This window comes from Mucilaginibacter sp. 3215, assembly GCF_050433785.1.
Taxonomy (GTDB): Bacteria; Bacteroidota; Bacteroidia; order Sphingobacteriales; family Sphingobacteriaceae; genus Mucilaginibacter.
Window position 1 is genome coordinate 76,388 of the sequence record NZ_JBNPWO010000002.1, and the last position, 24,843, is coordinate 101,230.

At 42.2% G+C, this 24,843-nt stretch carries 25 protein-coding genes; 12 read left to right on the forward strand and 13 right to left on the reverse strand.

From position 1 onward, the window contains the following. Positions 1-3: 3 nt before the first annotated feature. A complete protein-coding gene (locus tag ABIC84_RS04160) occupies positions 4-999 on the forward strand; it encodes an MlaD family protein (RefSeq protein WP_429262751.1) in 996 nt (331 codons plus the stop codon). Between the two features lie 164 nt (positions 1,000-1,163). Next, entirely contained in the window at positions 1,164-1,922 is a 759-nt protein-coding gene (locus ABIC84_RS04165; protein ID WP_429262752.1) for an SDR family oxidoreductase, read from the forward strand. A gap of 112 nt (positions 1,923-2,034) precedes the next feature. Here the strand turns inward: ABIC84_RS04165 and ABIC84_RS04170 are convergent, their stop codons facing one another. After that, on the reverse strand, positions 2,035-2,418 hold the full coding sequence (locus tag ABIC84_RS04170; RefSeq protein ID WP_112653711.1) for a hypothetical protein: 384 nt from the start codon (positions 2,416-2,418) through the stop codon (positions 2,035-2,037). A gap of 357 nt (positions 2,419-2,775) precedes the next feature. Between ABIC84_RS04170 and ABIC84_RS04175 the strand changes: the two genes are divergently transcribed. After that, positions 2,776-3,789: a zinc-dependent alcohol dehydrogenase family protein gene (locus ABIC84_RS04175; protein ID WP_429262753.1), complete on the forward strand. Its 1,014-nt coding sequence runs from the start codon at positions 2,776-2,778 to the stop codon at positions 3,787-3,789. Positions 3,790-3,899: 110 nt separating this feature from the next. Here the strand turns inward: ABIC84_RS04175 and ABIC84_RS04180 are convergent, their stop codons facing one another. The 4 genes from ABIC84_RS04180 to ABIC84_RS04195 form a co-directional block, all read right to left on the reverse strand. Further along, entirely contained in the window at positions 3,900-4,412 is a 513-nt protein-coding gene (locus tag ABIC84_RS04180; protein ID WP_426588060.1) for a flavodoxin domain-containing protein, read from the reverse strand. A 578-nt stretch (positions 4,413-4,990) separates the two neighbouring features. Then, complete coding sequence (locus ABIC84_RS04185; protein WP_429262754.1) at positions 4,991-6,043, reverse strand: response regulator; 1,053 nt, start codon at positions 6,041-6,043, stop codon at positions 4,991-4,993. A gap of 59 nt (positions 6,044-6,102) precedes the next feature. Beyond that, complete coding sequence (locus ABIC84_RS04190; RefSeq protein WP_429262755.1) at positions 6,103-7,401, reverse strand: NRAMP family divalent metal transporter; 1,299 nt, start codon at positions 7,399-7,401, stop codon at positions 6,103-6,105. 147 nt (positions 7,402-7,548) lie between these two features. Then, the gene (locus ABIC84_RS04195) at positions 7,549-8,961 is read right to left on the reverse strand and encodes a L,D-transpeptidase family protein (RefSeq protein WP_429262756.1); all 1,413 of its coding nucleotides are present in this window, start codon (positions 8,959-8,961) and stop codon (positions 7,549-7,551) included. A 224-nt stretch (positions 8,962-9,185) separates the two neighbouring features. Here ABIC84_RS04195 and ABIC84_RS04200 point away from each other — a divergent pair, with 224 nt between their 5' ends. The 3 genes from ABIC84_RS04200 to ABIC84_RS04210 are packed head-to-tail and all read left to right on the forward strand — an operon-like array spanning position 9,186 to position 12,260. Beyond that, a complete protein-coding gene (locus tag ABIC84_RS04200; RefSeq protein WP_426588068.1) occupies positions 9,186-10,325 on the forward strand; it encodes an efflux RND transporter periplasmic adaptor subunit in 1,140 nt (379 codons plus the stop codon). Next, on the forward strand, positions 10,322-11,581 hold the full coding sequence (locus ABIC84_RS04205; RefSeq protein ID WP_426588070.1) for an ABC transporter permease: 1,260 nt from the start codon (positions 10,322-10,324) through the stop codon (positions 11,579-11,581). Before ABIC84_RS04200 ends, ABIC84_RS04205 begins: the two co-directional genes overlap by 4 nt. Position 11,582: 1 nt before the next feature. Further along, positions 11,583-12,260 (forward strand): ABC transporter ATP-binding protein, encoded by a 678-nt coding sequence (locus tag ABIC84_RS04210; protein WP_429262757.1) that lies wholly within the window; start codon positions 11,583-11,585, stop codon positions 12,258-12,260. Between the two features lie 39 nt (positions 12,261-12,299). Here ABIC84_RS04210 and ABIC84_RS04215 read toward each other — a convergent pair whose 3' ends face one another. Both ABIC84_RS04215 and ABIC84_RS04220 read right to left on the reverse strand, forming a co-directional pair. After that, positions 12,300-12,881, reverse strand: a complete 582-nt coding sequence (locus ABIC84_RS04215) for an MBL fold metallo-hydrolase (RefSeq protein WP_426588074.1) — start codon at positions 12,879-12,881, stop codon at positions 12,300-12,302. 32 nt (positions 12,882-12,913) lie between these two features. Beyond that, complete coding sequence (locus ABIC84_RS04220) at positions 12,914-13,204, reverse strand: hypothetical protein (RefSeq protein WP_429262758.1); 291 nt, start codon at positions 13,202-13,204, stop codon at positions 12,914-12,916. A gap of 115 nt (positions 13,205-13,319) precedes the next feature. Between ABIC84_RS04220 and ABIC84_RS04225 the strand changes: the two genes are divergently transcribed. Continuing rightward, positions 13,320-13,478, forward strand: a complete 159-nt coding sequence (locus ABIC84_RS04225; protein WP_429262759.1) for a hypothetical protein — start codon at positions 13,320-13,322, stop codon at positions 13,476-13,478. Positions 13,479-13,590: 112 nt separating this feature from the next. Here the strand turns inward: ABIC84_RS04225 and ABIC84_RS04230 are convergent, their stop codons facing one another. Then, a complete protein-coding gene (locus ABIC84_RS04230; RefSeq protein WP_426588078.1) occupies positions 13,591-13,734 on the reverse strand; it encodes a carbamoyltransferase C-terminal domain-containing protein in 144 nt (47 codons plus the stop codon). Positions 13,735-13,943: 209 nt separating this feature from the next. On the opposite strand from ABIC84_RS04230, the gene ABIC84_RS04235 reads away from it, so the two are divergent. From ABIC84_RS04235 to ABIC84_RS04250, 4 genes are all read left to right on the forward strand, one after another. Further along, positions 13,944-14,852 carry an NAD(P)/FAD-dependent oxidoreductase gene (locus ABIC84_RS04235; protein WP_426588080.1) on the forward strand — a complete coding sequence of 303 codons (909 nt, stop codon included), beginning with the start codon at positions 13,944-13,946 and terminating at the stop codon, positions 14,850-14,852. Between the two features lie 9 nt (positions 14,853-14,861). Further along, on the forward strand, positions 14,862-15,131 hold the full coding sequence (locus ABIC84_RS04240; protein ID WP_426588082.1) for a hypothetical protein: 270 nt from the start codon (positions 14,862-14,864) through the stop codon (positions 15,129-15,131). Positions 15,132-15,244: 113 nt separating this feature from the next. Beyond that, positions 15,245-15,373 (forward strand): hypothetical protein, encoded by a 129-nt coding sequence (locus ABIC84_RS04245; protein ID WP_426588084.1) that lies wholly within the window; start codon positions 15,245-15,247, stop codon positions 15,371-15,373. A 129-nt stretch (positions 15,374-15,502) separates the two neighbouring features. Then, complete coding sequence (locus ABIC84_RS04250) at positions 15,503-16,099, forward strand: short chain dehydrogenase (protein ID WP_426588086.1); 597 nt, start codon at positions 15,503-15,505, stop codon at positions 16,097-16,099. Between the two features lie 42 nt (positions 16,100-16,141). Here the strand turns inward: ABIC84_RS04250 and ABIC84_RS04255 are convergent, their stop codons facing one another. Both ABIC84_RS04255 and ABIC84_RS04260 read right to left on the reverse strand, forming a co-directional pair. Further along, on the reverse strand, positions 16,142-16,426 hold the full coding sequence (locus tag ABIC84_RS04255; RefSeq protein ID WP_429262760.1) for a hypothetical protein: 285 nt from the start codon (positions 16,424-16,426) through the stop codon (positions 16,142-16,144). A 304-nt stretch (positions 16,427-16,730) separates the two neighbouring features. After that, entirely contained in the window at positions 16,731-17,597 is an 867-nt protein-coding gene (locus ABIC84_RS04260) for an AraC family transcriptional regulator (RefSeq protein ID WP_426588090.1), read from the reverse strand. Between the two features lie 920 nt (positions 17,598-18,517). Here ABIC84_RS04260 and ABIC84_RS04265 point away from each other — a divergent pair. Then, positions 18,518-18,859 carry a serine hydrolase gene (locus ABIC84_RS04265; RefSeq protein WP_426589712.1) on the forward strand — a complete coding sequence of 114 codons (342 nt, stop codon included), beginning with the start codon at positions 18,518-18,520 and terminating at the stop codon, positions 18,857-18,859. Positions 18,860-18,928: 69 nt separating this feature from the next. On the opposite strand, the gene ABIC84_RS04270 is transcribed toward ABIC84_RS04265, so the two are convergent. From ABIC84_RS04270 to ABIC84_RS04280, 3 genes are all read right to left on the reverse strand, one after another. Continuing rightward, a complete protein-coding gene (locus tag ABIC84_RS04270; RefSeq protein WP_429262761.1) occupies positions 18,929-20,518 on the reverse strand; it encodes a nucleoside hydrolase-like domain-containing protein in 1,590 nt (529 codons plus the stop codon). A 140-nt stretch (positions 20,519-20,658) separates the two neighbouring features. After that, positions 20,659-21,768 (reverse strand): deoxyribonuclease II family protein, encoded by a 1,110-nt coding sequence (locus ABIC84_RS04275; RefSeq protein WP_426588094.1) that lies wholly within the window; start codon positions 21,766-21,768, stop codon positions 20,659-20,661. A 289-nt stretch (positions 21,769-22,057) separates the two neighbouring features. Further along, positions 22,058-24,796: a bifunctional YncE family protein/alkaline phosphatase family protein gene (locus ABIC84_RS04280; RefSeq protein WP_426588096.1), complete on the reverse strand. Its 2,739-nt coding sequence runs from the start codon at positions 24,794-24,796 to the stop codon at positions 22,058-22,060. Positions 24,797-24,843: the final 47 nt, after the last annotated feature.

The following is a 24,843-nucleotide window of genomic DNA, read 5'->3' on the forward strand; positions in this document are numbered from 1 at the left end:
ATTATGGCAAACCAAACAGCAGGCAATATAAAACTTGGCGCATTCGTACTATCAGGCCTATTTGTGTTAATACTTGCCTTCTATCTTATCGGCAAAAATCATAACCTGTTTGGTAGCGATTTCAACATACGGGTGAGGTTTTCTAATCTCAATGGCCTCACCGTTGGCAATAACGTACAGTTCTCCGGAATTCAATCTGGTACGGTAAAAAAGATCAACATGATCAATGATACCACAATTGAGGTAACATTATCAATCGACAACAAATTCACATCCTATATTCATAAAAATGCGGTTGCTTCAATTGGCACAGAAGGGCTGATGGGCAATAAAATAGTAAACATAGTTCCTTCAAACTTACCAAGCCCACAAGTTACTGAAGATGATCTTCTTATAGCGCAAAAAAAAATCAGTACCGATGAAATGTTGCAGACCTTGTCCAAAACCAATAATAACGTTGCAGTTATCTCAGAAGCGTTAAAGGGTACTGTCCTGAAGGTTAACGGTAGCACATTCATGGCCATGCTGAACGATAAAAATGTCTCCGGCAACTTACTTGCCTCTTTGCAAAATTTAAACAAAGCGAGCGCAAATGCTATCAAAATTACCAATGGCATAGATGATCTGATTGTAGGGATAAAAAATGGAAAAGGGGCGGCGGGGGTCTTGCTCAGGGACACCATAGCTGCCGGCAACCTACAGGCAGCTATTTCGAGTATCAGGAAAGCAAGCGATAACGCCGATTCGTTAACCTGGCAGCTGAATAACCTGGCGCGTACCGTAAACGGCCATTTAAACAGCGGGAATGGCTCGCTGCCAATGATTTTAAAAGATTCAGCATTTGCCAAAGACTTGAGGGCAACTATGTATAACCTGCGCCAGGGCACAGATGGATTCAATAAAAACATGGAAGCGCTCAAACACAATTTCCTTTTTAGGGGCTATTTCAAAAGCCAGGAAAAAGCGCAAAGAAAACAACAGGCTGTGCAATCTCAATAAGCATTTGGGCAATATATTTAATATGCAAATTCATAAATAGCACATAGTGGCAAATGACTATTAAAATTTTGTCTTTTTCGCTCCTAATCACATTTTTTAATGATCGAAATCATTCTCTACATGCTGTTTACGAGTGATTTTTGTATATGTAAGTCAAACCAATTATGAAACAAATATCACAAAAAGTGGCCCTCGTAACCGGGGCCGGATCAGGGATTGGAAAAGCCATTGCAAAGCTTTTCGCCGAACAGGGCGCAAAAGTTATGCTTACCGATATCCATCAATCAAATATTGAAGCTGTCGCAGCTGAAATTCGCGCAAATGGCGGTATGGTAGCCTGTATCGCTGCAGATATCTCCGTAAAAGGCGATGTGCAATTGGTGATGAAGTATGTTCGCAACACTTTCGGCACACTTGATATTTTGGTAAACAATGCCGGCGTTATGGACAATTTTACTCCGGTGATCGATGTAACAGACGAATTATGGGAGAAAGTAATAGGAACAAACCTGAACGGTTGTTTTTTTGCCTGCCGTGAAGCTATACTTCTTTTCCTGGAAAGCGGCTCCGGTACAGTTATTAATATTGCATCCATCAGCGGCTTTCAGGGAGGCCGGGCCGGTGCCGCTTATACAGCATCCAAGCATGCAATAATCGGTTTAACTAAAAACATAGGATATCAATATGCCGATAAAAATATCCGCTGCAATGCTATAGCACCGGGGGGAGTGAATACCAATATCGTTTTTGGCATGGAACCCAATCCGTTTGGCTTTGAAAGGATGAACGCCGGAACAGGCAATGCACCAGGTGCTGCGGCTCCCGAAGCAATTGCCGAAGTTGCCCTTTTCCTGGCTTCGGTAAAATCAAGCTTTATTAATGGCTCCGTGCTAACAGCGGATGGAGGCTGGACAGCATATTAAGCTTTGTTCAAGAAACAATTCGGGCTTGTTTTTCTGGTTTAATTGCTGCCACCGGTTTTTACAGTGGCAGCAACAGGAAACATACCCCGGGAGTCACTATCCCTTAAATCAATTACAACCACTCCGCAGAAAACCGGTTAAACTCGTGGCGCAAATCGTTGAATATTTTTTCTTCGTTAAGATAGCGCTCATGAACTCTTGAATGTTCGGCAGCTATACTTTCAGAAACCATAGTACCGGAAAGCAAAAGATCTGCTTTTATGTCAAGGTCATTACGGTGAATGTCTTGTTTTAGCTCCGTAAGGCATTTTTCATGAATTATGAACTGATTCTGAAAATGCTCCACTTGTTCCTGTACTTCGCGGGCCGTATTGTCGCCGGCAATCTCCTGTAACCTTTCCTGTAAAATAGCCAACTCCTGTGTATAGAACGCGATACCCCTTAACACATCGTTGTTAAGGTTCTTAATGTGTTTGATGTTAATTTGATTTTTCATAACACAAGGTTACAACGCGCGTTATTCCGGATGAATGACATCCGGCAACCACGAAAATGATATTGGTCATGTTATTACTGATTGTCGCTGATTTTAAGACAAGTGACCACTATCATTTTCAAAGGCCAATAATATCATCTTTTTTTACTTGCCGAAAATCTATTTTTATAGTCGTTGGCGCGCCGGCAATGTAACACATAGCTATGCCTCGCGGGAGGAAATGTTTTTCTCTTACCATCTACTGGCAACGGAGCCGGAAATCTGCGATATATCGGTTACTCTCAAATGGTATGTTAATGAACAGGTAACTTTCTGAAACAGGATATTAAGATTATTGTAAATTAATAAAAGATTAATATGAAACACACTGGTGACATGCAGGCAATGGTGCTTGAAAAAGCCGGCGGGCCACTGATATATCGCCAGGTTCCCATTCCTCAGCCTTCTGACTATCAGGTGCTGATCAAAATAATTGCCTGTGGTATCTGTCGTACCGACCTCCATATATTAGATGGCGAACTGGATAAACCAAAGCTTCCGCTGATACCCGGCCACGAAATTATCGGAACCGTGGTTAAAACGGGCAGTACTGTAACTGAACTTTCTTCCGGTCAGTTAGTGGGTGTTCCCTGGCTCGGTCATACCTGTGGGCGTTGTAAATTTTGCCTGTTGGGCATGGAGAACCTTTGTGATGCCCCCTTATTTACGGGATACACCATTGATGGCGGTTATTCCGAATATACGGTGGCCGACGCACGTTTTTGTTTTATATTAGACAAACGATATAATCAGCCGGCTTCAGCGCCCCTGCTCTGTGCAGGTTTGATCGGGTTTCGTTCCTATAGCATGATCGCACCATCGGCCAAAAATGTTGGTTTCTATGGATTTGGCGCTGCTGCTCATATCTTGATCCAGGTAGCCATAGCGCAGGGTAAACAAGTATTCGCGTTCACCAGAGATGGGGACGAGCGTGCGCAGCGATTTGCAAAGACCATGGGTGCACACTGGGTTGGCGGAAGTTCCGGCGTACCACCCGAAGTGTTGGATGCGGCTATAATTTTCGCTGCCGCAGGGGAACTTATTCCCAAAGCTTTAAAAGATGTAGACAAAGGAGGCCAGGTAATCTGTGGCGGTATCCATATGAGCAATGTACCCGAATTTCCATATAACTTGCTCTGGGGCGAACGGTCTGTTAAGTCGGTGGCTAATTTAACCCGTCAGGATGGTTTGAATTTCTTTTCTATTTTAAAAAACATCGAAGTATTAACACAAACGAAAGTATTCCGCTTATTTGAAGCCAATGAGGCGATAAATCAATTCAGATCAGGCCAAATTAGCGGAGCGGCTGTATTGGTTATGAACGATATGTAATTAGCATTTCGCTAACTGGGCATATGTGTATGTATTGGGATAAGCAGCTACTTTTATCGATGAATACGTCCTTTTACAACGCCTTGCTTTATGCATACAAACCGGTAAAGTCAGTCATCAGCCATACGGTGAATATTTTCGATTAGAGGTTTAAGCTGACTCCGTTCGAGATGATCAAACCCATTACGCATCACTGATTTCTTTTCAGGATCTTTTTCAATCCAGGCGCCCAATTTTAGCATAAGCCGGTCTTTCCACGACAGCCCGGAAACGACACACCTGCCGGGCAGGAAAAATATTTCGGCAACATCTTTGATCTTGGTACCAAGATTATTTTTTATTATCTCCCGTTGTTGCGCCATGTCATTAACTGCGAAGCTGCAAACAATAAAAATGAAAAGCTTTTTGTCTTTTAGCCTGATGTCATTTTCCTTTAACCAATCTTGCAATACCAGCCGACCGATGTAAACTGAGCTGCCTATAATAATGGTATCATAAAGAGCTAAAACTGCAGGTGTTACATTCTCCACTTTTGATACCGGCATCTGCAATGTCTCTCCAAGCCAATGCGCATACTGCCTGGTTGCACCATATTTGCCCTGATAAATAATAATTCCATTCATAGCGGTAATTTGATTTGGTTATACAAGTTACCGAACCGGAGCTAATGCAAAAATGACAATGGTCACCCCTGAACCGTCAATTACACCACAGCCCACTATAGCGTCACTCGATTCTTAACCCGAAACGAGATACAAAAAGCTTTTATGAGTACTACTCCCCTCTTATCCATGACGAGAATCAATGATCTTGCTGACAGAAATCACAGCATACATCGCTGATATATAGTTTATTTACATATTAATTACTCATTAACAGGGAGCATGAGAACAGATCAAGAAAGTCAGGAAATTAGAAAGAGCATTCAATTATTTGAAACTACCTGGGCAAGGTCGGGCCCGCTCCCATCTTATCCATTACATACACTAACTCATTAGCTATGGTTACGAATCACAAAAACACGGCAATAACCTTTTTGATTGCTATCAGTCTGATAGCAATAATAGTACTGATGATGATTTTGTCTGGTATTAAAGTGTATGGTTATCCGTGGTAATTTTTAATTGGTAAAAACAGATAAATTCAGCGCGGCAATTATGTACATAACGCCCCTATTGCGTGCCTGTCTTTTTCGGCAAATTCAGTTTTTCATTTTAACCAATCGCTGCAGATCAAGCACTGTTATCACACTTCCATTCTTTTCAATCAAGCCTTCGTTACGAAAATCCGACAGGGTACGGCTAACTGTTTCGGTGGCCATCCCTGCAAGTGCGGCCAGGTCTTCACGGGAGATCCGGACGCCTTCATTTGGGGAATCGCTTTGGCGATAAAGCCTCAGAATCGTGTCCGCCATCTTTTTTCTGACAGAATAATATGCAAGTTGCAGTAATCGCTCTTCGCTTTCCCTTATCTGACCTGCCATCAATTTGATAAAACTATCCGTTACTTCCGGGTATAGGTTCAACATTTCCTGTAACTGCTCTTTGGGTATGAGGCACAATTGGCTATCCTCAAGGGCGCTTGCGGTTTCTGAATATGCCTCGCCGGCAAGCAATGCCTGAATACCAAGGTACTGATCCGCTATATGTAAACCAGTAATCAATTCGCGCCCATCGTCTGCAAGTTTACTGGTCTTTATCTTTCCACTAAGAACAACGTATAGTCCATTTCCTCTGTCACCTTCATAATAAATCACCTGGTTCTTTTTAAAAGAACGAATCTTGCGTTCCCGGATAACACGCTTTAGTTCGTTCAACCCATCAGTCCTGGCAACTATATTACTGAGTTCGTCCAACCCCTTACTGTAAAATTCCTTTTGTTGCTTTTTCTTTTTCAACCTGCTTTCGATTGCATTAAGTAATTCTACGTCATCAAAAGGTTTGGTCAGGTAATCGTCGGCACCCATTTCCATAGCTTTACGCAAATCGATCCGTTCGGCTTTGGCTGTAAGAAAAATGAAAGGGATATTAGCCGTGTCGGCCGATTTTCCGAGCATAAACAGCACACCATACCCATCCATTTCCGGCATCATGACATCGCAAAGTATTAAATCAGGTAACTGGACTTTAGCCAATTCCAATCCCATTTTACCATTACTTGCTGAAAATACGGTATAGCCGGCCAGCCCCAGTATTTCCACTACACCCTCGCGAATATCCGCGGAATCTTCAATGATCAGGATTTTAAAACTCATATCGGTGAGCAGTATATTGTGTAATTTAAATCATTAAATTGAAGTGTCCAAATCCCGTGCTAATACAATGTATAACACAAAGCTATTGCAGCTGCCCCCATGGCAGCAAAACTGCTCCAAAGCAGCAATTTGGAAATAAACTTGCTATTGTACTCCCCCATGATTTTGGGGTTAGAGGAGATCCTGGCAATCAGGAACAATAGTGGTACCGCTGCTATCCCATTCAATACAGCCGCATAAACTAATGCCTTAACAGGATCGATGCCAATATAATTGATTAGTAATCCAATTAAAGTGGCAATGCATATGACGGCATAAAAAGAGCGCGCCTTTTTCAATTTTAAATTAAGCCCGGCCTTCCAGTTAAAAGCCTCACAAGCGGCATATCCTACCGAGCCTGAAAGTACCGGAATAGCCAATAAACCAAGGCCTATAATGCCGATCGAAAAAATTAATTTGGCTAAAAATCCGGCGTTAGGAAAGGTATGCACCAGCGGCTCTATTGCCCTTGCCGCATCAGACGCACTTTTTATGTCAGTTACACCGCTATTATGCAAAACTGTTGCAGCTACCACGATAATACTCCAGGTAGTGAATTCTGAAAATATCATGCCAACGGTGTTGTCAATCCGCATTCTTTTAATTTGCATCCAACCGGGCCTGGGTTTATGTCGCGAAAGCCTTTCCTTTTCTTTCTGTTCTTCCACTTCCTGTGAGGCTTCCCAAAAAAACATATATGGAGAAATTGTGGTCCCCAATACCCCCGTTATGATAAATAGAAAATTAAAATTTAACTCAAAATGAGGGATAACAGTCGCTTTCAGGACGGTAAGCCATGGCTGGTGTACAATAAACAAAGTTATGGGATATGCCAACAAAGTTACCGCAAGCCATTTTAATATCCTGGCATAAGAATGATAAGAAGTAAAAATCTCCAGAAGGAGGGTTAACAGTGTAAAAAACAACGTTAATGCAACAAATGAGGCTGGGATAAGTAATTGGGCCGCAGCTGCCATAGCTCCTATATCGGCCCCGATATTGATTGTATTGGCCACTAATACGAGCCCGACAACTGTATATAAAACAGTTTTGCTGTAATGTTCCTTAATTACAGCTGATATGCCTTTACCTGCTACCATGCCGATGCGTGCGCAAGCTTCCTGAACGGCAATCATAAAAGGTAACATATACAGCGCTGTCCACAACTGATTGTAGCCAAACTGTGCGCCGGTTTGCGAATAAGTAGCAATGCCAGAGGGGTCATCATCGGCAGCACCAGTAGTAAGGCCCGGGCCTAAAACTGAAAAAAATCTCAAAAAATGGTTCTTTTGTTTCTTAACCTGTTGATTCCCTTTCATGGTTTTGAATATCAGAAAATTATATTATTCCCGTACACTAAATGAGGAATTTTCTGATGGCCTACTATGTTTTGACGCTGGTAGTAGTGGCCGCTTATAAGTTAAAGGTTCAAAATTTGATTTAACAATTTTTGCGCAACACGAAGCTTATCTTATGCTCGTATTGCGTTGAAGCTTGCCGTAAATAGCCAATTCCAGGTTTGTGTCCATATTGTAGATATCCTCAAACCTGATTAGTTCACCTTTTTTTATGTCACATGTCAGGTAAGTGATTTTTATAGGAACAGGTTTATTAAGCACGAAATTATGTGTCTTTGATTTTTTAAGAATTTTAAACAATTTGTCGCTTTGCTCTGAAGCGTCATATTTGAGCAATAACGCGGCGAGCCCGACAGCGTTATCTAACCAGATACAACCATTGCTTAAATCACGTTTATCTTTTTCAAACAGCTTTTGATCAGCAATTTGATTTAAATATATGTTGTACAAATTTTGAAAATGAAAAACCAGCGATCCCAAGGTGTTATCACAGCCGGGAGCCTGTTTAGCGTAATAGCCCTGGGGCGAAGCCAATATGCTCTTAAGTTGGGCGTTAGTGATATCTGTTAATTGACCAGCCTTATTATAAATACTGATCTGAAGCCGGTCAAGGAATAAACTATCAGCTATTGCTTTCGGAAGGATGTCGCGGATAAATATCCGGTCAGGAACAAGCCAGTCTGGAAAAGAAGTAAAATAAGTGATTTGGCTCTGCAAAGTCGGGCTGGGAGTTTGTGGCGTCCCGACAATAGCTTTAAATACCACCAATGTATCCGGCAAATGAAATGTCAGCTCGTAGGTAGGGATATTGATTTGTATATATTTTTCCCCGTCGTCAACGTTTGCCCACCTGATTCTTTCCATGTTGACGGCGATTTTCATTACATCATTTCCTGGGGTTCCATAGCAATCATCCGGAGCTTGTCCTCTGATTATGTGCAGCATTTCCTGAAAAGCGGTATAGAGTTTTGCATTAGGTTGTACCTCCAAAACAGACTTCGTAAACTCCTGCGAATGTATAATGTCCTGCAGTTTAGCTTCTGCATGAAATGGTACATCCATGCCATGATCTACCCTGTCGGATCCGTAGTCAGGATTAAGCTTTCCATAATGCAAATAGTTCAGCATGGTAATGACAGCATCTGTAAGCAAAACATCAAACTGTGCCTTTAAGGAGTCACTGACCGAACCTGGATTTTCCAAGATATCGCGGAGCATATCAAACTGAAGCTCTTTAGGATGAAAATCATCGTGCGATAATCCGTATTGTAACACACAATCTAAAAGCACCATTGCATTCCCGGTGTTTTGACGTGATTCCGGATTAGTCCATACCGGAAGGTAATTGTTTTGGCGATAAAACCGGGTAACGCTTTGTGGGTAATGTAATTGCTGCGACGTAGCAGCGGTTTTGAGCTGTTCGTTAATTACGTTATTGGTAATCCCCTTCTTTTCCTGGGCAAATACATTAACCAGAAAAAACGAACTGAAAGTGAATAACAAAAGAACCAACTTTTTCATTGCAATATTTTGTGAGTATCCAAATCTTCTTCAGTGCAGCCCATGGCTACATTGATATTGTGTAAAGTTTTGAATAACACCCAACAAAAAGAATGACACACATCAAATAACTTGTTGATGCAGATCATAAAATTATGCCTGCCACCAAATTGGCGTGAGCACCGTCACTATTCATCCTGATATTTATCAAACTTAAAGTACTTAAGAGTGATGACATTAGCAATATGAAAATTGTTAGGAGCTTTAGTATTACTGATAATATAACAAACCATCAGATAAATATTGTAAAAGCGATAATTACTGCATCCACGTTTCTGTTCAGCTTTTCCTGTCAATTAAAAAGCGATAAAATAAGGCCGGTAGTTGCTTCCATATCAGAGTCTGTATATGCGTCTGGCATAATTAAAAGCGGGGATCAATATCAAGCTTTTGCCTCAGTTAGTGGTATCATTCAGGAACAATTTGTAACTGAAGGCCAATATGTTACTGCTGGAACTCCTTTAATATCTATTAAAAAAGAAAATCAAAAGCTAAATGTTGAAAACGCGATGATATCGGCTTCATTTGCTGACTATAAGCTAAATAAAGATAAACTGGCCGCAGCGGCAATTGTGGTTGATCAGGCCCGGTACAGGATGCTGAACGACTCGGTAATGTTGGTCAGGCAAAAAGAACTGTGGGGTCAGCAGATCGGTACGAAAGTACAGCTTGAGGAAAGGGAATTAGCCGTAGTCAATTCAAAAACAGCCTTACAAACAGCCATAATTAATTTCACAGAATTGAAAAGGCAATTGCGTTATAACGCCGCTCAAAGCATAAACAATCTCAGTATTAACAAACAACAGGAAAGTGACTTTACCGTTAAAAGCAATATAGCCGGAATAGTATATAACCTTTACAAAAATCCGGGCGAAACTGTTGGTCCGCAAACGCCGCTGGCCCTCATTGGCAAAGCCGACTGTTTCTTACTTGAATTACAAGTGGACGAATATGATATCGTTAAGGTAAATCCGGGGCTTACCGTTTTTGTCACGATGGATAGTTACAGAGGTAAGGTATTTGAAGCCAGAGTGACCAAAATATATCCGGAAATGAACGAACACACCAAAACATTTCGCGTTGAAGCTATTTTTACTACCCCGCCGCTAAAATTGTATCCTAACACTACTTTGGAAGCAAATATAATTATCCAAACCCGAAAAAAGGCTTTGCTTATCCCCAGAAGCTACTTGCTCAATGATTCTATTGTTGTAAGAAGCGACGGTGAAAAACTTAAAATAAAAACAGGTCTTAGTGATTACCTGCAAGTAGAAGTAATTTCTGGTCTCCAGTTAAATGATGAACTAATAAAACCGATACCATGAATTTTAAGCTGACCTGGAATATTGCGGTAGCTTTATTATTAGCCCACTTAAGACAGACGATTGTTGCCGCAACCGGTGTAACTTTTAGCATAACAATGTTTATTGCCCTATTGAGTTTTATGGGTGGCTTAAACAAGCTTTTAGATGGGCTGGTAATAAACCGCACTCCCCATATCAGATTGTATAATGAAATTGCAGCTGCACGGCATCAACCAGTGGACCTTACCAACGCGTACCGCCACAGTTACAACTTTGTAAGCTCCGTTAAGCCGCAGAACAAGCGCCTGGGCATTTACAATAGCAAGGCTATAATGAAGGCTATCGCAGTCGATCCACGCGTGCAGGGACTTTCACCGCTAATTACCGCGCAAATATTCTACAATACCGGAGAGGTTAATATCACCGGGCTTATTAACGGGATTGATCCGAACAAGGAAAATCAACTTTTTTTATTTGGGGACTATATTATAGCAGGCAAATTCATTGACCTGAAAAATACTCCCAACAGTATTATTTTAGGAAAAGGCATTGCAAAAAAAATGATAGTCCATCTCGGAGACATCATTCACGTAACCCCGGCTAATGGCAACCAGGTGCCTTTAAAAGTAGTAGGAATTTATCAATCCGGTCTTGAAGAGATTGACAACAAGCAAAGTTATACCTCTATCGCAACAACTCAAAAATTACTTGACGAATCAAACAATTATATCACAGACATCCAGGTCAAATTAAAAAACATCAGCGAAGCACCGAAAATTGCAGCTTATTACAGGCAGGTATTTAATATAGATGCGATGGATATTCAAACGGCCAATTCACAATTTGATACCGGTAGCTTTATCCGCTCGCTGATATCTTACACAGTTGGGGTAACTTTACTGATTGTAGCAGGTTTTGGGATATATAATATTCTGAATATGATGATTTATGAAAAGCTCGATTCAATCGCAATATTAAAAGCCACAGGATTTTCAGGCAAAGATGTCAGTCGCATATTTAGTACAATTGCATTAGGCATAGGTATTTTTGGCGGCCTGGCAGGGCTGATTCTGGGTTTCATCTTATCTGTTATCATAAACCACATCCCATTTAATACAACCGCGCTTCCAACAATTAAAACCTATCCCATTGATTTCAATATAGGTTTTTATTTTATCGCTGGTCTATTCTCTTTTCTAACCACCTATTTTGCGGGATATTTTCCCTCTAAAAAAGCAAGTAAAGTAGATCCTGTAATCATTATAAGAGGGAAATAACATGGACTCAATAATATTAGAAGCTTTAAACATCTCAAAAACCTTTTATGAACCCAAAGCGGTAAAAGTATTGAGGGATGTTAATTTTTCGCTTCATAAAGGCGAATTCGCCTCAATTATGGGAAAATCAGGCTGCGGCAAATCAACACTATTATATATCCTTTCAACCATGGACACTGATTATGAAGGAGACCTTAGGATTGATCATATCAGTATGAAACAAAAGAACGAACCGGAGCTGGCCTCGGTAAGAAACGAAAAAATAGGCTTCGTATTTCAGTTCCATTACCTGTTAAATGAATTCTCTGTACTCCGAAATGTGATGCTCCCAGGCCTGAGGCTTGGGAAATACAGCGCAGAAGAAACTGAACACCGGGCTTTTGAAAAATTAAAAGTATTAGGCGTTGAAACGGAAGCAAAAAAAAAGCCGAATCAATTATCTGGCGGGCAAAAGCAAAGGGTAGCCATTGCACGGGCATTGATCAATGACCCGCTAATTATCATGGCTGATGAGCCGACCGGTAATTTGGATAAAAAAAATACAGAAACTGTATTTAACATTTTTAGTGAATTGGTTTACAGATATCAGCAGACTATACTTGTAGTTACACACGACAGTGAATTCGCGGGTAAAACTCATAGAATTATTGAAATGGAAGACGGAACGATCAAAGACTGATTGAAAAAATCAAGGTTAGTATTTCTGGACTATTACCTGTTAAATGAAGTGGTCCAAAATGTGATGCTCCAGGGCCTGAAACTTGGAAAATATAGTGCAGTAGAAACAGAACATCGCGTTTTCAAAAATTAAGAAATATTGGATATTAATTCGGTTATTTAAAATTTCATCCTGCTTAAGGGAGCCGCCTAAAGTGTAAGGCTCTCCAATACGCGGAACGTTTAATTCGATGCCCCACAATTTTGCAGCAGGCACAAGCCTTTTTATCGGTTCATTCCATGACTGATTAGCTTCCACAAACTTGGCCCAGTGAATAGGTTGCGCCAGGTCGGCGGCTGCCTGGGCGGGTTGTCCAAGCCAAAGATGACTCCAGGGCCAGTTAGGGCTGTACTGCCCACATTCTAAAAACGCCAGATCAAATGGCCCGAATTGCTGGCCTATTTTTTTAAAATGTGGGCAGTAACCACCATCACCACTGTAAAACAGCCTATAGTTACCAATCTGCAAAACGTAAGATGCCCACAATGTTTTGTTTTCCTGATTATACGTACGGTTACTGCGATGTTGCGCCGGGGTGGCGGTAATCCGGATATCACCGGGTAACGAACTGATTGGTTCCAATTAAGCTCGGGGATTTTCTTTTGGTCAAATCCTCAAAACACCAGATCAGAGCCTACTCCCATCGGTACAACAGCCATTTTAATACGGTTCTTCAATTTTTTTAAAGTCCGGTAATCCAGATGATTATAATGATAATGTGAAATGATCAGCACATCTATTTGAGGCATATCATCATGATAATGCTTTGTACCCGGAAATCCGGTAATCAGTCCTGGTACAGGTCCTGCATAATCCGGATTTCTACCCAGAGATTTAATTATGCCGCAACCGTCAATAACAGCAATACAGATAACATTACTCCCCAAACGACTCTTTTCATGCACTAAACAATGAATGTAACGCTCAATTACCGTCTTTATTCTATCAATGTGCCCATATTGCCGGCCCGTTCTTTTACAACAGCATTGTAATAAAGATAGGATCAATCCGGCCAAACCAATGATTAGCACGTTGGCCGACAGCAATATGCTGGCGTCATATTGTGCTAAAAACGTCCATAAACCCGCACAAATAACGGTAAGCACAATTGCAGGTAGCGGACAGGATCTTGAAGTCGACGGCATCAGTGCTTCAGCCTCATTTAGCAGGCCCGTTTAGCTTCCTGCCGCTGTCATCAAGTATTATTTAATATTAAAATTGTAAACTTGTCGCTAATCTAAGTCAACTACCTGTAAATGGCTGGGTTTTGTAGGTTAACAATTGACTCCATCTATTCTGCGTATGTCTTCTTTTTTATGCAATACCCTTCAATTACCAGGATGTCTATATTTGTTTGGAGAAAACAGTTTATCGCTTCCTGTGGCGTGTTTACGATAGGCTCTTCGGTTGAATAAAGTATTAAATAGGCGGGCAACGTGTTAAACCGTAAAAAGCTTTATAAGGTATAAAAACCAGGGTGACTACCATTTTAAAATTAGTCAACGGCGTCAGTCAAGTGTAATTTATCCACTCAGAAGTGTTGAAATACCGTTTAAATAACATTTTGAGTTAAGTCCCACTTAACTCGTTCATCGTCCTATTCCCCATCAATGTCCGCGAATATCTTTGTATCAAAAAGACAGAATGAAAACGCAAACACACTTTGACGTGATAATTATCGGTAGAAGTTACTCCGGGCTGGCCGCCGGCTTGGCCTTAGGTCGGGCCTTACGCAAAGTCCTCATCATCGATAACGGTAAACCCTGTAATGCGCAGACCCCTCATTCGCATAATTTTCTGACCCGGGATGGCGAGACACCCGCTGCAATTGCGGCACAAGGCCGCAAACAGCTGGAACAATATAGCAGCGTAAGTTTTTTAAACCGGACAGTGGTTAAAGCTGTCAGGACAGACAAAGATTTTGAAGTGGAGGTGTCTTCTGGTGAGGTTTTTGGCGTCGCTAAGCTGCTCTTCGCTACCGGGATCTGCGACCTGTTGCTAAATGTCGACGGCCTGGCTGATTGTTGGGGGATATCAGTACTCCATTGTCCATTTTGCCATGGTTATGAAGTGCGTAATCAAAAAACCGGTATTATCGGGAACGGTAATGACGCTTATGAATTAGTCAGCTTAATTGCTAACTGGACCGGCAAGCTTACCGTCTTTACAAACGGTCCGGCAACGTTAAGCCCTGAACAAACCGCAAAGCTTCACGCGCATCATATCGGTATTGTAGAAAAACAGATAATTCGGTTGCAGCATCATAATGGCCACCTGCATCACATACAATTTGTAGACGGCAGTGAAGTTGCGTTGTCGGCTGCTTATATCCGCAGCCCGTTCCGGCAAGCCTGCCCGCTTCCGGAACTTTTGGGCTGTGCCTTAAACGACGAAGGCTATATTCAGGTGGATAGCGCTCAGGCAACCAGTATTGCCGGCGTTTTTGCCTGCGGTGATAATACCACCAAAATAAGAACTATAGCCAACGCTGTCTCTTCCGGGGCCACAGCCGGTATTGCTATCAGCCGTCAATTGATTACCGAACAATTTTAAAATAAGGAAATGAAAGAATTCTGGAACGAGCGCTATAGCCGGGCGACCTATGCCTGCGGGACTGCGCCAAATAAATTTTTTGAAACACAATTGCCCGTAGTAAAACCAGGATCGATCTTAATGCCGGGCGACGGCGAACGCCGTAACGGTGTTTATGCGGCCAAATTGGGATGGGAAGTTACCTGCGCAGATTTGAGCGAGGCTGGAAGGACAAAAGCACTGGCAATAGCCGGCGCTAATTGGGTTAGCCTGGATTACCGCGTGGACATATCGAAATAGTAAATTTTGAACCCAGCTCTTTTGATGCAATAGCCCTTATTCATGCGCATTTCGCTGCGAGCCGGAAGGCGGCTATACACCAGCAACTCCATTCCTGGCTCAAACCAGACGGAATGATTATCCTGGAAGCTTTTCGCAAAGCGCACCTGGAGTATAATAAAGCCAATCCCAACGTGGGCGAGCCCAGGGAATTAGGCATGCTTTATTCGCGCGAGGACTTTTTACAGGTTTCCCGGAGGTGATATTTTTAGACGAACCTTATATCAGGCTGCAGGAAGGTATATACCATGACGGAACGGGCTCGGTGATCAGGTGTGTTGGTCAGAAACCCAACCTTGACACTTAAACTTTAATAAATTAATAAATCAAGTATGAAAATCATCATCGTAGGTGCTACAGGCACCATGGGGCAATATTTAAGCAGTGCCCTGGAAAAAGAACATGAAGTGATACGCGTCGCTTCCAAAGGCGGAGATATTACGGCAGATATTACTTCTACTACCTCAATCGAAAATATGTTTAAAATGGCAGGTAGTTTTGACGCACTCATCTCGACCGCGGGCCCAACCTATGTCGGCCCCTGGAGTAAACTGGATGATAGGGAATTCCGTAAAGGTGTCGAAGGAAAAATGATGGGCCAGATTAACCTCGTATTGATCGGCCAGCGGTATATCAATCCGAAAGGCTCCTTTACGCTTATAACCGGCGCCCTGGCCGAAGAACCGCAACACTACTTTGCCAATGCTTCGGCAGCTAACGGTGCGGTGGAGGGCTTTGTACGTGCCGCTGCTATAGAACTGGAAAATAGCATTCGGATCAACGCAGTAAGCCCGACTGTTATTGAAGATTCTCCTCAGTACTTTCCATATTTCCCGGGAGAAATACCCACCACGATGCGCGAGCTGGAATTCGCTTTCCGTAAAAGTTTGTTTGGCGCGCACACCGGGCAAATCATCAAAACCTGGTAAGTTAGTTGACAAGGGCCGCTCGATTGGAACAGCCCTTTTTTGTTAATCCGCTTTGGTTTTCCTTAAGAGTCGTTCCAGGCCCGGAATCGCCACAAATACCATCCAGGGCACTAAGGCAAGCGTTAAAATAAACATACGTTGATAGCCGGGCAACCCCGTTAACGCTGCTCCGAACAACACGTTGAAGAGCAGTATCGATGGGTAAATCACCACCCAGATCTTGAGGGCGGCGACAAGTTTCATTTTTATTTTCATCGGATTTTGTGAATTGTTAATACTCGCAAAACTACCATCAGGGCGTACCGGGCAGGTAGGACAAGTCTCCAATTTTATAGGATTAAGCCAAAGAAACGCTACTTCGATAACTATAAATAAGCCAATTAAAACTTTAATACCCGATTCAACTCGCTGTTGGTCGTATCAATCCATAGTCTTGTTTGGTAACGCAAGAAGTGATTTTCGCCGCTTGAAGCAAGCGCGTAGCTTGGGGGTAAAGCCTTTCCATTCAGACAAAGCGCATCGAATTGGTTGTTCTCTATGCTTACGGATTGAACAATATTGGCCAGCCAGCGAATTATATAGCCGTGGCGTTACGGCAAACGTATAGACGTATATCTGGTTTTTAAGGAGTTTAGGCCTTAAACTGTTGGCGAAAAGCATCCGGCGAAGAGCCGGCATGTTTTTTAAAAAAGCGAATAAAGTACGAAACATCCTCATAGCCCAGCTGCTCTGCGATTTCCTTTATTTGGTTTGATGTAGCCAGCAAATAACGTTTAGCTTCGAGAATAATATGTTCATTGATAAGGTCAGAAGCGGTTTTGCCTACGGCAGATTTAGTGATTTCATTCAGCTGGTACGGCGAAAGGTGCATCAGATCCGTATAAGCCGCTACCTGCTTCAGGGTTGCGATATTTTTATCGATCAGTTCTAAAAAATCTTCAAAACGTTCCTGCACATAAGTCCGGCCTTGTAAAGTATTGCCATTGGTATTTCTGCTTTGCCTGACATATTCCGTGCAAAAAATGTCCAGGTTCGACCTGATCATATCTTGATAACCCTCCTTCCGGTTGGTATATTCCCGAAACATATAGGCCAGCGCCGTCTCAAGTTTCTTAAAACTTTCAGCATCAGGCCGACAAAAATTCTTGTTGCTGGCTTTTCGTAACCGTTGCTGTGAAGAGTGATCTTTAGGATGATAAAATTCATCGTTGAATTCAAGCAGGTAGCCATTACAACCCACTTTTAAAAAAAGTTGGTGTACCTGTCCTGGACGCAGAAAGAAAACAGACTGACCCTGTACTTCATGTGCAATGAAATCAATTTCATGACTGCCATTTCCCTTTGTAAGTGCGAGTAAAAAGAAGAAACTATGACGGTGTAAAGGGTGTCGTAAATCTTTATCCGCGATTATGTCCTCCAGGCGGCGAATTTTGAACTGTTCAGCGATCGGATGGACTTCCTGCGCCTTGTTCAATTGCCGGATAGGGATCTTTTGCATGAACCGAAATTAATCAAAAAAAGGCAAATGATAACTGTTTTATCACTCTAAACCAGGGCTGGAAAATACAGCCAGCTATCCCCTGTGCCCCAATATTTTACATCCATGTTTGGTTATTTCTGGCAGGAGAAATTACTCTCCTTGTCCATCACTCAACCCAGGCGAGTTGAATATCCGTTTTTAAATGGTTAGTTTCACCTCAATTGGTAAAATAACCATAAATATTTTTTGAAAGCGCTCGTAAGATGGGCCTGATCCTTAAAACCTATCGCATGGGGCTTCAGCTACACTTGTATGCTCATAGAGTATCATTTTTTTGCGGCTTCCATTCTCAGCCTGCCAATATATCCATAAACGTTGTACCGTAATAAGCTTTGATGCCTTGTTTTAATTAAACTCATTCAAACTAATTAATCTGGAAAATTTTCTGACAGTTAGTGGATTTACGTAGTCCCTGTCGAGTAAATACCTTTGCCTGGTAAAGTTTATCAAGATCATCTGCTTTTATCAATGTTCTCTCCGCTTCATCGCTGTTAATCTGCATTTGCTCCAGTTGCAGCATCAACAGTCCGAGTACTTTCGATTCTGTATAAAACTTTTTAATTCGCCTGTTTTTTACACTCGCAAATAGCATTGATTACGCGTTTCATTTCCATAGTCGCGGCGAGGTTTTGTGCAGCGAGCGATGTATATTTACCCTCGATGATAGCTGATACGAATGCAGAATGGATCAAAGCATGACGATCGTAAAATGAAATAATATTCTTTGGAAAGCACCATCAGGAAATAATTATATTCTACATCAGGTACGACCTCATAATTGCCTTTTGAAGAAGGAATATAGGAGATGTTATGGCGATCATTTCCATAGATACTTTTTTCGGGGGGGGGTGACAGGATGCGTGGCCCCTTCATAAAAAATAAACTGTGAAGTTACCGTATCCCCACTTTCCGAAACTAATTCAGCACTTACAGAAGATGCCATTTTTAGCCTGGCTTCTGTCAGCAAAATATTTACGGGAATAGTTGTTATGAAACTGGTGAAACAAGGGAAGCTTCAGCTTAACAACGATTTGCGGAGATATTTACCAGACCTGCCTTATAACCATATTAACATCTACTATTTATTACCCCATACTTCGGGGCTGGAAGAATATTTCGCGCCTCCCGTCCGTAACATACTCGGTGTGGAGCCTGATAACTTCGCTATCGAAAAAGCCTATGTGAAAGCAAATCTAAAATCAAATTTCACCTGGAGCTGACTGGCGTTACAGTAACACCAATTTTATGTTGCTGGTGTTGGTCATCGAAAAATCTTTTAAGGTTTCTGTTTACCGCACTGTTATAATCACACGCTGATAGCCGGTAAGAGATGGTGTGCCGTTATCAGTTGCCTGAAAAATAAGGTGAATTGTTTGGCCAGAAACAGCGTCTTTAGGCACCCCGATTTGTGTTTGCTTAGCTTCGGGATTTAATATCGACACTTTTCCAGGATAAGTTCCTTGTTGAAATTGCCACCAGCTAACAGAAACCAGATTTCCGTCAGGATCAGAAACGGCTCCGTTTAATCTGATCGTTTCGCCGGCTGCTGCCCTGACATTTAATGGACCTTCTATTTTGGCGACTGGCTCGTGGTTTGCTCTTGTATATACTGGCGTTACCGACCATTTAAGCCGGGCGGCAAAATCCCGCTGAGCGGCGGGAAAAAAGTCAGGGTACGTATTATTTCGGTCTTTCGGCGCAGCGAGTGAAGCTGCCATAGCCTGGGATGACGTATCACTATTCTGGAAGAAGATGTTTTTACCTTTAGAATCAATAAATGCGGTGCCGCCCCAGCCTCCATAAGTACCTTTTTCATATGCGCGCAATCCATTGTCAAGCATGTTCATAAATGTTGGGTTGTCGCCCTCCCCTAACCATGAACCTTTTTGCTGAACAGGCATCCATACAACATAACCTATTTCCTTCAACTCGTCGTTGGTATGGCCGCCGAGACCAAAATAGTCCATAATGTCGCCTTTTACCATTTGTTTTCCATCGCCCCATACCCTGTACAGGGCCCCTAATGGCCCCCTGCCTGATATATTTTCCTTCATCCAGGATGCTGTCATATAAACGGAATCCTGTGAAGCCGCATTTAACTGGGCTCCATATCCATAGTTCGGTCCGCCTTTAAACTCACGGTATTCGATACCCGGCCAGTTAGGTTTAATGTAATTTGCACAAGTATCATCCTGGTCACCGGAGGGAAGTAAAACCACCTTTCGATAAATTTTTAATTTTATTTGCTCCCAATTGGTGGTGAACTCATATTGTTCCTGAATAGCTTTTAAAGCACGCGCTATAGTGCTTTGGCCTCCCCATGCTGTAATAAATAATTGGCCCGGTTTATCATCAAGTATCAGGGTTTTGATGAGATCTGAACCTGGCGAATCTTTTGAAATATCACCATCAAATTCAATATTCCCAATCCTGATTTTGCCTTTGAGTACATCGGGTGCAGGATAATTGGGATTATGAATTTTTAGATTGGGGTAAACATTTGCGTAGGTATACACAGCATCATGAATGAAATGCTCATCTTCACCCCACCGCCAGGATTCACATGGGCACAAGTTTAATCCAAAGCGGGTATACTCCCGCCCCGGTACAAACCATTTGGTTCCTTTGCCATCTCCTTTCCAATGAAAAGCGCTGCTCGCGTAAATCAATCCTTCAATTTCAACATCACTGCTATATAGCAGGAACCGAATAAGCGAATTATTATCATCCAATTCCGGATCGGCTGTAATAATGATGCGTGGTCTTGTTTCGTTGGATAAGTTTTGAGCATGCGCAAAGCCGTTAGTCGTAAAAAGAACGATTAACAAAAATGCGTAGCCCCCCGCTCCGAAGCTAAAGTATTTCCGGTTTAAAATCATTGGCTGCACTGGTTTATAATTCTCTATCAAGCAGAGAGTTAAAAATAAGCAAATCAGCCCTAATATGTATACAAAAATCCCGCCTGAGCAGGATATTTGTATACAGTCGCATATGGAAAAATTTAAATTGTAAATTACGTTTACTGCTGTTCCCTCAATGGTGCTTCCGCATGAAGATGATGCGTTTTTTGGATCAGCACGTGCGCTTCGGTCCTGTTATGCCCCGGAGGCGCTAAAAGCAAACTTGTTTTGGATAAACCCGACCATAAGGTTTGATTTTGAAATGCAATTGTACAACCGCCGCGCCTCCTTTGCGAAATCATGCGGTTGATATCGCCAACACAAACCCAGGGATCATGCAATGTGACTCCCCATTTGGCATGGTCATGTGTTTCGGGCCAGGCCCAGTGTGCGCCCATGAAACCTAAGTTGATATACTTGATGTCAAAAGTTTTATGAATGCCGTCGCTATCAGCAATAGGTGGAATAGGACCGCGAATCCAGGTTTCAATGTCTAAATCATCGTTTAGGATAGGCCCTACCAATTCGTTCCAAAAATCTTTATTCCATTCCCGGTTCTTGGCTATAACTTTGAATGGCATACCGCCAATAGACTTTAAATCAATGGAGTCGCCCAGAGCAATCGGGTGGCTCGTCAAAGGCTGTGTTAGCGAATGCAGCTCAGCAGTTGCGGGCAGATTGGCGGTATTATGAAGATAGATTTGCGGCTCCTGGTGGTTCAGCATCTGTTTGGCAATAAGATTAGCGGTATCCAAATCCAATGAAATGCACAGATAGGTTTGCCCGTATTTGGGCGTAGGATCTTTGACAGCACCAGGATCTGCAAATTTCGGCCATGAGTGAAGTAACCAAAATGCGGTTTTAGATTCGGTATCAAATGCCAGTACCCCTTTGGTATGCCCTTTGGTGCCATCATCATGTTTATTAACACTTTCGGGCATCTCGTCATTATAAAGGACCCATCCGATACTCGGAGCCGGTGATTTAAAGTTTTTGAAAACGGAGTCCATCGTCAGGTTAAGTGCTCCTTTATCGCCATTCAAAACATTGGATGATTTGGTAATCGTTCTTTTTCGGGCATCGGTATTTGCATCGATAGTTGAGTCGTAATAAACATATTCGTACCCTGTAGCTTTGTCATTACCCACACCTCCGTCAAGTTGCGGAACTTTGTAGATAAACCACCAGTCAACTGGCGCGCCGTTCTCATCAAGCGCAGAAATTTTCATAATTTTTTTGGTTAGGTTGAAAAATTGATTGATTAATTGCTTGCAGGCGCTGACGAGGTTTGCAATAAAGATAAAGTAATATCGTGCATAAATGACCACGTAATTTCACGGAATTTTCAGAAGAGTTTCCCGTATTTTTACGTATAAAACAATTAATCAATCATTAGAGATTTAAGGCAATCAGCTATAAAAAAACTCACTATCTGATTAAGACAGCGAGTTCTGAGCATCCATATGATATTATATAGTTAACCTCTGGAAATGATGTTAACGTTAGCTATTTTCCCGATCAATCATCATCGTCTTCATCTTTGCCGGCCAGTTTAGCAGGATAAGCTTTTTTGCCTTTGGCAGCAAACCAAAGTATCCTGTTCATCACATCGTCATTACCACCGTCAATATGGTCATATTCGGGCCTCGATGATAGCTGTGCAAAATGCAAAGCGGAGCCTTTTAACGCAGAAAAAGGCTGATTGATTTTATTAATCGGCACCCTGTTTCTTAAACTGGTATAAGTGTATGCAGATGGCTTGCCGGTAAAGCAATCAAACATAGGTAATGCAGTAGCATCGATGATATTCATTGGTGGTAAACCCAATATTTGCTCAATAGAACGTACTACACAGGTTTGATTATAGTTTTTGCTCACCTTGTGCTGCAACCTGCTATACGGACTAATCACAAACCCTGTAGTACGATAAGCGGACACATGGTCCCACCCAGCCTGTGAATCATCTTCGGTGACAAATATTACCGTGTTTTTCCAAAAACGGCTTTTTGAAATAGCCTCAACAATCCGGCCAAGCGCCAGGTCGTTATCAGCTACCATAGCATCAGGTGTCGGGTAGCCTGGCCGGGTGCCTACAGTATGATCGGCCGATAGGGCCATGATCATCAGTTGCGGTAATTGGTCACCAGGCTTTTGCTCATATTCATGAAGCTCTTTAATAAAAGCGGTGGCCCGTAACTGTTCATTAATCTTATGCTCGTCGGACCCCGGGAAGTTTTGTGACAGCATTGGCCTCACCCGAGAAATAGTGCTGGTGTTTTTAAATGCGAATGGTTTACCTGCTGTGTAATTGTTATAAATATCGCTCCAGTTTAACTTATCATCAAAATGCACGGCACAGGCTTCACCGTAAATTCTGACCGTTTTGCCATGATCGGCGGCATTATTCCAGATAAAACCGTTCCCGTCATAAACCAAAGCATCCTCCTGCACATGAGGATAACTTCTAAACCATGAACGGACGCTTTTTTCAACATAATCTGTAACCATAGCGGCATCAGTCCATTGGTGCCCTTCGGCAGAGCATTTTCCTGAGGCATAATAATTATCAAGCAATAAAAAGTTGCGCGCTAAATTATGCTGATTAGGGGTAACACTATTACCATAAATACAAAGCGATTTATTGCCTTCACCTTCAGGCATATCGCCCAAAACCTGGTCGTATGTACGGTTTTCCTTGATGATATAAAGCACATGGTTAAATACCGATGGCTCGCCAATACGCTCTGGTATGGGTTTAGGCGCAATGTTTTTACGGGGCAGTAGCTGCGCTATCTGCTGGCGGAAACTCAGGTTTAGGTTTTGGACTTTTTGAGTATACTTTTTAAGCAAAGCATCATCGGGAATGGCTATCATTGATACCGTAGCCTTCGAATGGTGCGAGTTGTAAGCTGTAACGTCTGCTCCCGAGGGTAAATCACCTTTCAAATTGCTTTTACCTATCTCATCGGCACTTACCCTCGAGCCTTCTCCTTCCAGGTTAGTTACAAATAAATTATTGCCGTCAACAGCCAGGCCGCCAGGGTATGCTTCGGTTGGAATAAAGCCTTTCACTTCGTTAGTGCCGGTTCCTTTAAGAGATGTTTTACTACCCAATTTTACCATGGCCACAGCGTTATCCAAACCATTTGCTACATAAAGTATTGTACCATCGGCATTAATGGCTAAAGCATTGGGCGTATCACCTATATAACTCTTTTTGCCAGGATTTAATTTAACATCAATCGCTGCTACATTTTGTAATGAACTTGTTGAAATTACCGATACCATGTCACTATTGCCATTCGCAACATAAACAAAAGCTTCATCGGCACTGTTGATAATGGCATTAGGATGCAGCCCCACAGTAATTTCCTTGATCACATCTCCTTTAGCCAAATCCATAACCATTACAGTGCCCTGCACTGTTGCCCCTGTTTTAGGATCGACATAAGCCTTACCATAGGGTACACCCGCTGTTTCACGCTTCAATGTATCAATAGCTTGCGGCCCGGCCCAGTTGGTTAAAAATATCTTGCCCTTTGCTATCGTCAATCCATAAGGTGCAACACCGGTCGATCTTGTCCAAACGGTTTTATTATCAGTTAAATTAATCTTTACCAGTTGATTATTCCCGTTTAAAACTACATATAAGTAATTTGTGCTGCTTTCTTTATTGATGGCTAAATCGTTAGGTAATGCCAATGGCGACTCGCCTTCAGCTTTAAAATTGAAAGTGTTTTGTATGCTGATATTACCATCTTTCCAGATAGCCTGGAAAACGTACGATTTTGAATCCTTACCCTTGCCTGCTGCAGCGCTCCAATATATTTGAGTTTGATTGTCAATATTTACAACTTTTAGGCCGGAGTAAGTACTTGTAAGTCCGCCGTAGCGGGGATCTTGTTTATAGGTCCAGCGGGTGGTTACTTTTTTTGAGAGTGTATCAATTATAGTAAGTCCGTATCGGTCTTCGACAGCGATAAACCTGGTGCCGGGGATCAGCCTTACATCCATGCTATGATTTTCGTCGGATGCATCGCCAAACGATATCACCGTTCCTGCCGGATCAATAATACGGTTGTAGGGCATTAAAACCGGTAGTATATGGCGATTTAGTGTGCTGTCATCATAAGCACTGTGCATATTAACCTGTTCATTATCGGAGGTTTGTTTGTTGCCAGAAACGGTATGGCAGGCATAAAGGGAAAAAGAAATTGCTAATATGGATAGATGCAATAAGAATTTTGAATACTTCATAGTACTGAACTAAGTGGCTAAATTAAGGCAGATACGTTTACTAAAGG